Here is a 12,174-nt window from a genome sequence, read left to right as displayed (position 1 = left end):
TCTCATTTCCTCTTTCTCTCCTTATTTCTTCGTGATTTTCACAGAAAATAAGGGAGGATTCCATCGTTGAGGGGTTGTTTTGTCACATTCGAAGGAACTGACGGGTCGGGTAAGACCACCCAAATTAAAATGTTATATGAGTTTTTGCAGGAGAAGGGGTATGTTGTCCTGTTAACCCGGGAACCCGGCGGTACGAGTATCAGTGACAGCATTCGGGAGCTTCTCCTTGACCCGAAGAACAGCGAGATGAAACCGGAGACCGAAGTGTTGTTGTATGCTGCTTCGCGTGCCCAGCATGTTCGTGAGAAGATCATTCCGGCGCTTGCTCAGGGCAAAATCGTTCTATGCGATCGATTCGTGGACGCCAGTATTGCGTATCAGGGTTATGGACTGGAACTCCCGCTTGATGAAATCGTAAATATTAACCGCTTTGCCACAGGCGGATTGCAACCGGATTTAACATACTTTCTGGATTTGCCGTCCGAAGTTAGCCGGGAGCGGCTTGAAAAGCGTTTTTCTGTATATGAAGGACCGGACCGTATTGAGAGCAAGCCGGCTGAATATCATGAGAAAGTTAAGCAAGGATTCGCTGCCATTTGCCGTGAATATGAAGAACGGATTGTCAAAATCGATGCGGCGCGCGATATAGAAAGCATACAAGAAGAAATACGCGGACACTTTTTAAATTATCTCGCAAACAGATGATAGAAGCCATCCTTATCTTTTTATAACAATGAAGCCGGAAAATGCCGACTTTTGTAGTAAACGTGCGAACGAGGAGAGGGAATAAAGTGGAAAGGGTGGTTTCCATGCGAATTGGAGAAAATATGCCGATCGATAAAACACTGGGAATAGAGCCAAAGCAGAAGGTGCTCCCCCAGTATTATGTTGATTTTGACGAGATCATGCAAAATCGTAGTCAGCAGCTCGATGTTGAGAAGTTCAACAAGCTCATTGAGCGAATTGATATGCAGGGTGAAAGGCTTGCCAAATCCCGCACGATTAAAGATTTAAAAGAATATAAGGCGCTTGTAAAGAACTTCATGGAAGAAGCCGTCAAGAACGGCGTTGCCCTGGAAGAACGGCACGGCTTTAGCCGCCGTGGACGCAGCAAAATATACAAAATCATTACGGAAGTGGACAAAAAGCTTACGGAAGTCACGGATGCCGTACTTAAGAAAGAGCAGAAGGGCATTAACATTCTTGATGCAGTCGGTGAAATCCGGGGCTTGTTGATTAATATGTACATGTAGGAAATCGAAGCGAAAGAAGTGTGGATTAATACTATGTGGAGTGAGTTCTCGGCACAGAAGCAGGCCGCCGAACTGTTGCACCGCAGCATAAAGCACAACCGTCTATCGCATGCATACTTATTTTCTGGTCCAAAGGGAGCCGGAAAAAAGAAAATGGCGAAGCATTTGACCGAGGCTATCTTCTGTCTGCGGCAGGACGGTGATAGCTGCGGAGAATGCAAGAACTGTCGACTGATTGAAGAAGGGAACCATCTGGATGTACATTGGGTTCAGCCGGAAAGGAACATAATTCGTAAGGAACAGATTAAGGATTTGCAGAAGAAATTCTCTTACCGTGCGGCAGAGTCCAACCATAAGGTATATATTATGGAAGAAGCCGACAAGATGAACCAGGAAGCGACCAACGCACTGCTGAAATTCTTGGAAGAGCCTCCTGCAGGAGTCGTTGCCATTCTGCTCACCAGCAACATTCATGGCCTTCTTCCCACCATTCTTTCCCGTTGCCAAATTATTTCGTTCAATGCGCCCTCACCCGAAGCGATCACGAAGCAGCTTGAGCAGGAAGGAGTAAGACCGGGGTTGGCCAGAGCGGCGGCTCAGATTGCCCATGACCTGGAAGAGGCGCGTACATTATGCCAGACAGAATCGTTTGCGCAGATGAGAAGCCTAGTGATACAATTAAGTGAAGATATCATGGAGCGGGGCACATATGCCCTCGTTACCATTCATGATAAACTTCTCAAGCAGGAGAAGGACCCTGACAAAATCGACCTGTTTCTTGACTTGTTGCTGCTCTGGTTCCGTGATTTATTGCTTTTTTTGCTGGGACAAGAATCCCAGATTACGAATAATGATCAGATGGAGCCCATTCAGAAACAGGCATTGCGTATCAGTCAGCGCAGACTTGTGGAAGGAATGGGAACAATCCTGGTAACGAAAAACAGGCTCACGCATTATGCGAACCTGCAGTTATCCTTGGAAGATATGGTGCTTCGTCTGCAGGAGGGATAACACTTTGTTTGATGTTGTAGGTGTCCGTTTTAAAAAAGCGGGAAAGATATATTACTTTGATCCGGATGAACTTCCGATTGAAAATCACGACCACGTTATTGTAGAAACTGCGCGTGGTGTGGAATACGGACAGGTTGTCATTGGCCGTAAGCAGGTGGACGAGAATGATGTCGTACTGCCGCTGAAGAAGGTGCTGCGCATCGCTGATGAGCAGGATCGCCTTCAGGTGGAAGAGAACCGGAGATTGGCCGAAGAGGCTTTTGGAATTTGCCAGGAGAAGGTTGCGGCTCATAAGTTGGATATGAAGCTGGTTGATGTGGAATACACTTTCGATAAAAATAAAATTATTTTCTACTTCACGGCGGATGGACGTGTGGACTTCCGTGAATTGGTCAAAGATTTGGCAGCAATCTTCCGTACGCGTATCGAGCTGCGTCAGATTGGTGTTCGAGATGAGGCAAAGATGCTTGGTGGCATCGGTCCCTGCGGCCGTATTCTCTGCTGCTCTACCTTTCTCGGCGATTTTGAACCCGTATCCATTAAAATGGCAAAAGACCAGAACTTGTCGCTTAACCCAGCCAAAATTTCCGGTTTGTGCGGCCGTCTGATGTGCTGTTTGAAATATGAAAACGATAACTATGAGAGCGCTAAGGACGAGCTGCCGAATGTTGGCAAAGAAGTGGCGACGGTAATGGGATACGGACGAGTCGTGGGGCTTAACATTTTAGAGCGCAAAGTCCAGGTGAACCTGTATGAAGCAGAGAGAATTATGGAGCTGCCTCTTGATGAGATCAGCGTAGTGGAGAAAGTGTAGTAGTGAATAACTGAGGTGGGGATAGTGAACAAGCAAAGCATGTTTCACCAGCTCGCTTTAATTGAAGAGAAGGTCGGTGTATTATATGAAGAAATCGGCCATCTGAAGAACGCGATGCTTACGCTTATGGAAGAAAATAAAAATCTCTTAATTGAGAATCAACACCTTAGGGAACGGCTGCAGCAGCGCGAAACGGAATTAGAAAAGAAGGAAAAGCGTCAGAGCAGCGTCATAAAAACAAAGAAAGACAAGCAGAAACGGACGGTTGTCGGGGAAGGATATGATAATCTCGCCCGGTTATACCAGGAAGGTTTCCATATTTGCAACGTGCATTACGGCAGTTTGCGCACGGACGGAGATTGCTTGTTTTGCCTCGCATTTCTAAATAAACAGGGATAACAACAACGACCCGTGTCTCGTACGGGTCGTTTTTTGCGAAAGGAACGAGAAAAAGGAATGGAGAACGTCAAGCTGTATCCGGATGAGCGGATTGACGATTTACTAACGAATGAGATGAAGATTATCCAAAGCAAAGAGGTGTTCTGCTTTTCCCTTGATGCGGTGCTCCTGGCCCGCTTCGCTTCTTTACCGTTAAAACGTGGGCGCATCGTCGATTTGTGTACAGGGAACGGTGTGATTCCCCTCCTGCTGAGCGCAAGGACGGAATGTCCGATTGATGCAGTGGAGATTCAAGAGCGTTTGTACGATATGGCGAAGCGCAATGTCGAATTGAATGGGCTGAAAAATCGGATTTCAATATATCATGGTGATGTAAAGGAAGCGTATAAATTCCTGGGCAACGGTGGATACGATGCACTGACGTGCAATCCGCCGTACATGCCGGTGATCGGCGGTGAAAAAAACAAAAGTAGTCATGTCGCTATTGCAAGGCATGAAATCCTGCTCACGCTTGAAGAGATGATTCAGGCGAGCAGCCGCCTCGTCCGTACCGGGGGAAAGGTAGCGTACGTGCATCGCTCAGGCCGTCTGGGAGACTTGATTGCGATTATGCGCAAGTACAGAATTGAACCGAAGCGTATGCGCCTTGTCTATCCGAAAGCGGAGGCGGAAGCGAACATGGTATTAATTGAAGGGATTCGGGATGGAAAACCGGATTTGCGTGTGCTTCCGCCGTTGATTGTGTATAAAGAAGACGGGACATACTGTGACGAGATTTATTCGATTTATTATGGTGACAGGACGGAGGAGTAGTATGTTTATTCAGAAAAGCTTTGTTTCCGGGGAAGAGGGGGGCAAGCTGTATCTCGTTGCAACGCCGATTGGCAATCTGGACGATATGACAGTCCGGGCCATTCGTACGCTGCAGGAAGTAGATATCATTGCCGCCGAGGATACACGGCAGACGCGTAAGCTGCTGACCCACTTTCAGATTGAGACAAGGCTAATCAGCTACCATGAGCATAATAAAACCGCGAGTGGACCGGAGATTATTCGGTTATTAAAGGAAGGAAAGTCGGTGGCGCTGGTTAGCGATGCGGGTCTTCCTGCCATCTCGGACCCCGGACAGGAACTGGTGCGTGATGCTGCTGAAGAATCTATACCAATCATCCCGATACCCGGCGCTAACGCAGGGCTTTCGGCTTTGATTGTTTCCGGTCTGCCAACGGATCGGTTCGTTTTTCGCGGGTTCCTGCCCCGTGACAAAAAAGAGAGGCGTGAAGAGCTTGACCGCCTGCGTCCGTATCCTGAAACGCTTATTTTTTACGAATCTCCACACCGAATTGCCAGGACGCTACAGGAAATACAGGAAGTGTTGGGTGACAGGAAAGTGGCATTGGGAAGAGAGTTGACCAAGCGCTACGAAGAATTCATTCGAGGAAATATCAGCGATGTACGGGATTTCTTAGAAGGGCAGGCAGAAATACGGGGTGAATTTACCCTGATTGTCGAAGGAAATACAGGGGAAGGAGAAACCGAAGCGGAGAGCTGGTGGCAGGGTCTGGACATTACTGCTCACGTAAATGTTCATATAGAGAAGGGATTAAACAAAAAAGAAGCGCTAAAACAAACTGCGGAAGAGCGCGGGCTTCCAAAGCGGGAAGTGTACAACGAATATCATCAGCACGACAAATAAGTTTCCCCGGTCCCCCGGGGAAACTTATTTGTTTGTATATAGTGCTATTACGCTTTTTGCGTAACAGGCATTTCGGACAGGCAAGGTCCACAGATAATTTTACCTTTGTATGTTACAGTATCTTCTGTGCTGCCGCAGAAGATGCATGCAGGTTCGTATTTCTTCAGCATGATGCGCTCGCCATCAACGTAAATTTCCAACGCGTCTTTTTCCCCGATTCCTAATGTGCGACGGAGTTCAATTGGAATAACGACGCGACCTAATTCATCTACTTTTCTTACGATGCCGGTTGATTTCATGTGTATAATGTCTCCTCTCGTATTTGATCAAATTCAATATATCTTATCGCCAAAATTCGACAAATCTTTCTTTAACACTATCCTAGCAGGATTTTATCTAGAGGTCAACCATTTACTGGGATTATATCATAAAAAAATCTCATTATCTGTAAGAAAAATACTAAAAAAGGTAAAAAAATGTTCTATATGTAATATATATCAAAAACATATAACAATATAAAATTTTTTACTTACTACAAAATTGAACTTTTTTCTTTATATTCGTTCAAAAATATCATACTCTTTCTCTTTTTTTTCTCGATTTTTTCGACAAAAACACGAACGATAACGCAGTTTATTCGACAAAATAGTAAAATAAAGGGATTAAAAACGTGAAAAAATGCCGACTTGACGGAATCGCATAAGTAAGGTATAGAATTAAGAAGGAAAAGGTTATGATTGTAAATAAATGAAGATAGGAACGATGAAGGGAAGAGTAGTCACGTGCGCTTTTCGCAGAGAGCCGGAGTGGGTGGAAACCGGTAAAAGGAGCGGGACGAAGATGGCCCCGGAGTTTCTGCTTTTGAGCGGGCTTCTTGCGCGTTAGAGAGCGGCGTTTCCCTCGTTACGGGAGTAGAGCCTGTCTGTTTGCGGCCTTTTTTAAGCGAAGGAAGAACGGCAGGGAATTTGGGTGGTACCACGGGAGCTTCTCGTCCCATTTTGGGATGGAGAGCTTTTTTTATTTTTATGACATTTTTTGGTGAAAGGATGAGTATGTTGAGCAAGCCAACCTATTACATTACATCGCCCATTTATTATCCGAGCAATGCGCTCCATATTGGAAATGCGTACACAACCATTGCCTGTGACGCGCTGGCTCGCTATAAGCGTCTGCGCGGATACGATGTGTTCTATCTGACGGGAACGGACGAGCATGGCCAGAAGCTTCAGCAGAGAGCAGCGGAAGAAGGCAAGCAACCTCTTGAATTCATTGATCCGGTCGTCGATTGGATTAAAGACCTGTGGACGCGCCTTGATATCTCATATGATGATTTCATTCGTACGACACAGCAGCGGCACAAAGATGCGGTACAAAAAATCTTTCAAAAACTTGTCGACAAGGGCGACATCTACCTTGGGGAATATGAGGGCTACTATTGTGTCCCTTGTGAAGCGTTCTGGACAGAATACCAGTCGAAAAAAGACGGCGAACATATCTGCCCGGATTGTGGACGCCCCGTGTCTCTCGTTAAGGAGAAGAGCTATTTCTTCCGCATGTCCAAATACCAGGATCGTCTTATGAAGCATATTGAAGAGAATCCGGAATTCATTCAGCCGGCGTCACGCCGCAATGAGATGGTGAACAACTTTCTGAAGCCGGGTCTGGAAGATTTGAGCGTCTCCAGAACATCGTTCGACTGGGGTATCAAGCTACCGAATGATCCGGAGCACGTTATTTATGTCTGGCTTGACGCGCTGGCGAATTATATCACAGCGCTTGGTTATATGAGTGATGACGAGTCGAAATTCAACCGCTACTGGCCGGCCGATGTGCATATGATCGGTAAAGACATTCTGCGTTTCCATACGATTTACTGGCCGATTATCCTGATGGCGCTTGATCTGCCGCTGCCGAAGAAAGTATTTGGCCACGGTTGGCTGTTGATGCCGGATGGAAAAATGTCGAAATCAAAAGGAAACGTCATCGATCCAAAATTCTTAATTGAGCGTTACGGATCCGATTCTATCCGTTATTTCCTGCTGCGTGAAATTGCCTTTGGACAAGACGGGGTCTTTACGCCGGAAGCGTTTATCCAGCGCTTGAATTTCGATCTGGCTAATGACCTCGGCAACCTGGTCAGCCGTACGGTTGCCATGATCGAGAAGTATTTTGACGGAGTCATTCCGGCACCTACTGCCCCTGATGCGCTGGACGAAACACTGCGGGATCTGGCCCGTAAAGCTGTGGCCGGTCTCGAAGAAAATATGGACGAAATGCGATTCGGCGGCGCGCTGAACAGCCTGTGGGAACTGGTCAGCCGCACGAATAAATATATCGACGAGACAATGCCGTGGGTACTGGCGAAAGACGAGGCTAACAAAGAACGTCTTGGTACAGTTATATACAATCTGGCGGAAAGTATTCGTATCGTCTCGATCGGACTTCAACCGTTCATGACGCATACGCCGCGCAAAATTTGGACACAGTTAGGTATTACGGAAAGTGAAGACCTGACAAGCTGGGATGCGGCAAAAGAGTGGGGGAAACTCCCGGCCGGAACAAAAGTGAACCGCGGTGATGCGCTGTTCCCGCGCCTTGAACTGGAAAAGGAGATCGCGGTAATTGACGAAACGACCGCGGCGGCCCGCAAACAGGCGGAAGAGAACAAAAAGAAGAAAGAGCAGGCGGAGGCAAAAGTGGAAGAAAAGCAGGATACAGCGGAGATTGCCATCGATGATTTTATGAAAGTAGAATTGCGCGTGGCGCAGGTCATCGAAGCAGAGAAGATTCCGAAGGCTGACAAGCTGTTGAAGCTGCAGCTTGACCTGGGATTCGAAAAGCGCCAGGTCGTATCCGGCATCGCCAAGCATTATAGCCCGGAAGAGCTCGTTGGCAAGAAAGTGATCTGTGTTACCAATCTGAAACCGGTGAAACTGCGCGGTGAGCTGTCGAACGGTATGATCCTGGCCGCGTCCGAAGGAGATACGCTCACGCTCGCGACCGTACCTGATCACATGCCAAACGGCGCGATTGTAAAGTAAGCGCCGGATTTGTATTAAGAAAGGAGTTTATCATGCTTTTTGATACACATGCCCATCTAAACGACGAGAAATTCGACGAAGATAGGGAAGCGACAATCGCCCGGGCACAGGAAAACGGCATTTCTTATATTTGCAACATCGGATACAATCGGGAGACGATCGAAACGTCGCTTGAGTTGACCCGGAAATACGATTTCATCTACACGGCCATTGGCTGGCATCCGCAGGATGCCAGGACAATGACCGATGAAGATCTGGAATGGATCGAGAGGCTGGCCATGGAAGAAGAAAAAGTGGTCGCCATCGGGGAAATTGGGCTGGATTACTACTGGGATACATCGCCGAAGGATGTGCAGCAGGAGGTATTCCGCAAGCAGATTCGGCTGGCGAAAAAGCTTGCACTTCCCATCATTATTCACGACCGGGAAGCGCATCAGGATATCGTCGATATTCTCCGCGAGGAAAAAGCCCAAGAAGTCGGGGGTATTATGCATTGCTTCTCCGGCAGCCCGGAAATGGCCCGGCAATGCATCGACATGAACTTCTATATCTCACTGGGCGGTCCGGTAACATTCAAAAATGCCAGGAAGCCGAAGGAAGTGGCTGAGATGGTTCCACTTGATCGGCTTTTAATTGAAACGGATTGTCCGTACCTGACCCCGGAACCGTACCGTGGAAAGCGAAACGAGAGCGGATATGTTCGTTATGTTGCCGAAAAAATTGCCGAAATAAAAAATATTTCTTTCGAAGAATTAGCCCAAATTACGACGGAAAACGCTAAAAAAATATTCCAAATAAAGGAATAAAACGACTATTGTAGAGATTTTCTGCCTCAGTCGTACCAACGGTTGAAGGGTATTGCTGAGACTATATTCCTATTGCAAATGTGCGAAACTTGTAGAAGTGCTTGTAAAAAACTGGTTTGACAAGTTTTGAAGGAATCGTCTACAATGACTTTCAACCGTTGAAGGAGGCAGATAGACTTTGAAACAAAATCATATTCAGTCGGGTTTTTGGAAGGGTCGTAGCTGGATTCTTCTAACCGCTGTTGCGATCCTTGTTCTCTTAAGTCTTGCGCTTTTGGTTAATTCATTGCAAACAAAGAAGATTACTTTCATAAATGACGGCAGAGCAATGGCCGTAACCACAAAAGCGGAAACGCTGGGAGAATTCTTGGCCGAGAAAGGGATAAAGCTGGGGAAATTCGACGAATTGAATTTCGGATTAGAGACAGCATTGGCAGATGGTATGAAGGTGAACTACATACCGGGGAGAAAGGTAAACATAAACATAGCCGGTCAGAAAAAGCAGATTATGACGGCAAAACGTCAGGTGAAAGATATCCTGGCAGAGCAAAATATTGTGCTTGGACCGATGGACAAAGTTGATCCAGCGCTCAATCAGACCGTAAAAGAAAATCAAACGGTGACGGTCACAAGAATCGCTAAGAAAACGGTGAACAAAGAGAAAACGGTAGCCTTCAATACAAAAGAGCGCAAAGACAGCACGATGCTGCAAGGGCAGCATAAGGTTATCCAGCAGGGCCAGAAAGGAAAAGTTCTGGAACGGTATGAGGTTGTCTATATCAATGGCAAGCCTGCATCAAAGAAGCTCGTCGACACCAAGAAGCTACGGGATTGGAAAGATCACATCGTAGCGGTTGGAACGGCGCGAATGACGGCTATATCGCGGAGCGCAGACTCTACCGGGCGCGCATCGAGAGTCGCGAAAGTGGAAGGGGATATAAATGCCCGCAAGACGCTTCGTGTAAAAATGACGGCTTACTCGCCTCACGCGGCATCGACCGGGAAGAATCCGGGAGATGAAGGGTATGCGGTTACAGCGTCAGGAGCTACTGCGAAAGAGGGAAGAACCATTGCAGTAGACCCGAGTGTCGTACCCCTCGGCTGGTGGGTTTATATTGAAGGGTACGGTTTTCGTAAGGCCGAAGATACCGGCGGCGCCATTAAGGGCAACCGGATGGATTTATTCTTTGCATCGGAGCGGGAAGCACAGAACTTTGGCGTTCAGACTAAAACGGTGCATGTTATCGGCCCAAATAAACCAAATTAATGGTATGATACAAGCAGGGAAACTATTTCCCTGTCTTTTTTCTTTGAAATGAGGAAGCAAGCGTGATGATTAAAGAAGTCATTGTTGTAGAAGGAAAGTCAGATACAGTCGCGATTAAGCGGGCGGTAGATGCGGATACGATTGAAACCGGCGGCTCGGCCATTCCGAAATGGGTGATTGACCGCATCCGGCGGGCGCAGGAAAAACGTGGCGTCATTGTATTTACTGATCCGGATTTCCAGGGGGAGCGCATCCGGAAGATTATTAGCCGGGCTGTTCCCGGCTGCAAGCATGCGTTTATAAAGAAAGAGGATAGCCAGGGGAAACGCAATCTGGGCGTAGAATACGCATCGCCGGAAGCGATCCGCAAAGCGCTCGCGGAGGTTCGCACCGAGTCGGAATCGCCGGATGAGCAAATTACGATGGATGATATGATTGACGCCGGCCTCGTCGGCGGCGCGCAGGCCAAAGAACGGCGGACACTGCTGGGCGAGAAGCTTGGCATCGGCTATGCTAACGCCAAGCAGTTGCATAAGCGAATGATGATACTTCAGATTACGCGGGAGGAATTCGCCGAGGCGCTTGCCTGGGTTCTGGCGCAGGAGGAAGAAAGATGACGATGCGCGATATTGCAACACCGACAAGGACAAAGGAAATTCTTAAGAAATACGGATTTTCGTTTAAGAAAAGCCTGGGACAAAACTTCTTGATTGATTTAAATATCCTGGGCAAAATCGTGGATGCCGCCGAACTGACGAAAGAGAAAGGCGTTATTGAAATCGGACCCGGCATCGGGGCGCTGACCGAACAGCTATCGCGAAGAGCAGGCAAGGTGGTCGCCATTGAAATCGACCAGCGTCTGCTTCCGATTCTGGCAGATACGCTGTCTTCTTATCCGCACACGGAAGTCGTTCATGGTGATGTGCTGGAGATGGATTTGCATACACTGATCCGGGATAGGTTCAACGATCAGGAAAAGATCAGCGTTGTGGCAAACCTTCCCTACTACGTGACCAGCGCGATTCTGATGAAGCTGTTGGAGGAACGCCTGCCGCTTGAAAACATTGTGGTCATGATTCAGAAGGAAGTGGCCGAGCGTATCGCTTCCGGTCCGGGAGGCAAAGAATATGGAGCGTTAAGCGTACTTGCGCAATTTTATGCGGAAGCGGAAGTCGTTACAATCGTGCCGCACAGCGTATTTATTCCGCAGCCGAACGTCGATTCCGCGGTGCTTCGTCTTCGTATTCGAAACAAGCCGGCTGTCGACGTAGACAGTGAAGAAATATTTTATCGGGTAGTGAAAGCCAGCTTCGCACAGCGCCGCAAGACGTTGTCCAATAATCTGTTGAATAATTTGTTCGGCAAAGAGCGAAAAGAAGAGATGCTGCAAATTTTCGCGAAAGCGGGCATTGACTCGGCAAGACGCGGGGAGACCCTATCGCTTGAGGAATTTGCCCGGCTAAGCAATCGCATATCCCAGATTTTTGGATGAAAAATGGGGATAAGAAGTTGGAGAGAAGAGTGGTCGTCCCTTTGATAATTTAATTGCAAGATTTTTTCTTCTTCCTTCTTATTTCCGCCAGGCTGAACCCCTTTTTCCCGGCAAGCATATCATGTCAGGGGAAGGGGGGATTTTTGTGTTTACAAACCCGAAATTCAAGTTGGGTGATATCGTAACCCGGAAGTCACACGGCTATGATATGCTGTTTCAAATTATTGAGATTGATGAAGAACACAAAACAGCGGCACTTATTGGGCTGGACTACCGGTTGATAGCTGATGCGCCGCTCAGTGATTTGGTTAAAGTTAACGAGGATGAGATGAAGAAGATGCGAAGCGTCTGCGAGCAAAAACATATAGAAGCTATGCGGCTCATTCAGCAGGAAC

The 12,174-nt window shown here is 47.5% G+C and carries 14 protein-coding genes and 1 other annotated feature; of the genes, 13 read left to right on the top strand and 1 reads right to left on the bottom strand.

Going from position 1 to position 12,174, the window contains the following annotated elements; translation table 11 throughout:
- Nucleotides 1–66 precede the first annotated feature (66 nt).
- The 7 genes from tmk to rsmI all read left to right on the top strand — a co-directional run bounded on the left by tmk (nucleotide 67) and on the right by rsmI (nucleotide 5,173).
- Complete coding sequence (tmk, locus tag B2899_RS05080; RefSeq protein WP_286884388.1) at nucleotides 67–705, top strand: dTMP kinase; 639 nt, start codon at nucleotides 67–69, stop codon at nucleotides 703–705.
- Nucleotides 706–791: 86 nt separating this feature from the next.
- On the top strand, nucleotides 792–1,253 hold the full coding sequence (locus B2899_RS05075; RefSeq protein WP_286884387.1) for a YaaR family protein: 462 nt from the start codon (nucleotides 792–794) through the stop codon (nucleotides 1,251–1,253).
- Between the two features lie 33 nt (nucleotides 1,254–1,286).
- Nucleotides 1,287–2,264, top strand: coding sequence for a DNA polymerase III subunit delta' (gene holB / locus B2899_RS05070; protein ID WP_146809857.1), 978 nt, complete (start codon nucleotides 1,287–1,289; stop codon nucleotides 2,262–2,264).
- Nucleotides 2,265–2,268: 4 nt separating this feature from the next.
- Nucleotides 2,269–3,078: a PSP1 domain-containing protein gene (locus B2899_RS05065; RefSeq protein ID WP_146809856.1), complete on the top strand. Its 810-nt coding sequence runs from the start codon at nucleotides 2,269–2,271 to the stop codon at nucleotides 3,076–3,078.
- Nucleotides 3,079–3,102: 24 nt separating this feature from the next.
- Nucleotides 3,103–3,477, top strand: a complete 375-nt coding sequence (gene yabA / locus B2899_RS05060; protein WP_286884386.1) for a DNA replication initiation control protein YabA — start codon at nucleotides 3,103–3,105, stop codon at nucleotides 3,475–3,477.
- A 57-nt stretch (nucleotides 3,478–3,534) separates the two neighbouring features.
- Nucleotides 3,535–4,290, top strand: a complete 756-nt coding sequence (locus B2899_RS05055; RefSeq protein WP_286884385.1) for a tRNA1(Val) (adenine(37)-N6)-methyltransferase — start codon at nucleotides 3,535–3,537, stop codon at nucleotides 4,288–4,290.
- A 1-nt stretch (nucleotide 4,291) separates the two neighbouring features.
- Nucleotides 4,292–5,173 (top strand): 16S rRNA (cytidine(1402)-2'-O)-methyltransferase, encoded by an 882-nt coding sequence (gene rsmI / locus B2899_RS05050; protein ID WP_146809853.1) that lies wholly within the window; start codon nucleotides 4,292–4,294, stop codon nucleotides 5,171–5,173.
- A 47-nt stretch (nucleotides 5,174–5,220) separates the two neighbouring features.
- Here rsmI and B2899_RS05045 read toward each other — a convergent pair whose 3' ends face one another.
- Entirely contained in the window at nucleotides 5,221–5,472 is a 252-nt protein-coding gene (locus tag B2899_RS05045) for an AbrB/MazE/SpoVT family DNA-binding domain-containing protein (protein WP_146809852.1), read from the bottom strand.
- Nucleotides 5,473–5,926: 454 nt separating this feature from the next.
- Nucleotides 5,927–6,172: a binding site (T-box leader), on the top strand.
- A 53-nt stretch (nucleotides 6,173–6,225) separates the two neighbouring features.
- On the opposite strand from B2899_RS05045, the gene metG reads away from it, so the two are divergent.
- The 6 genes from metG to B2899_RS05015 all read left to right on the top strand — a co-directional run.
- Nucleotides 6,226–8,214, top strand: coding sequence for a methionine--tRNA ligase (metG, locus tag B2899_RS05040; protein ID WP_146809868.1), 1,989 nt, complete (start codon nucleotides 6,226–6,228; stop codon nucleotides 8,212–8,214).
- 32 nt (nucleotides 8,215–8,246) lie between these two features.
- Nucleotides 8,247–9,020, top strand: coding sequence for a TatD family hydrolase (locus tag B2899_RS05035; protein WP_286884384.1), 774 nt, complete (start codon nucleotides 8,247–8,249; stop codon nucleotides 9,018–9,020).
- Between the two features lie 178 nt (nucleotides 9,021–9,198).
- Nucleotides 9,199–10,287, top strand: coding sequence for a 3D domain-containing protein (locus B2899_RS05030; protein WP_286884383.1), 1,089 nt, complete (start codon nucleotides 9,199–9,201; stop codon nucleotides 10,285–10,287).
- Between the two features lie 65 nt (nucleotides 10,288–10,352).
- Nucleotides 10,353–10,904: a ribonuclease M5 gene (rnmV, locus tag B2899_RS05025; RefSeq protein WP_286884391.1), complete on the top strand. Its 552-nt coding sequence runs from the start codon at nucleotides 10,353–10,355 to the stop codon at nucleotides 10,902–10,904.
- Entirely contained in the window at nucleotides 10,901–11,779 is an 879-nt protein-coding gene (rsmA, locus tag B2899_RS05020) for a 16S rRNA (adenine(1518)-N(6)/adenine(1519)-N(6))-dimethyltransferase RsmA (protein WP_286884382.1), read from the top strand. Before rnmV ends, rsmA begins: the two co-directional genes overlap by 4 nt.
- 145 nt (nucleotides 11,780–11,924) lie before the next feature.
- The coding region (locus B2899_RS05015) for a sporulation peptidase YabG (RefSeq protein WP_286884381.1) at nucleotides 11,925–12,174 on the top strand (250 nt) is incomplete at its 3' end.

Origin of the sequence: Aneurinibacillus sp. UBA3580, assembly GCF_002375825.1 — a bacterium.
Lineage (GTDB): Bacteria > Bacillota > Bacilli > Aneurinibacillales > Aneurinibacillaceae > Aneurinibacillus > Aneurinibacillus danicus.
This window is presented reverse-complemented; position numbering and strand designations above follow the sequence as displayed.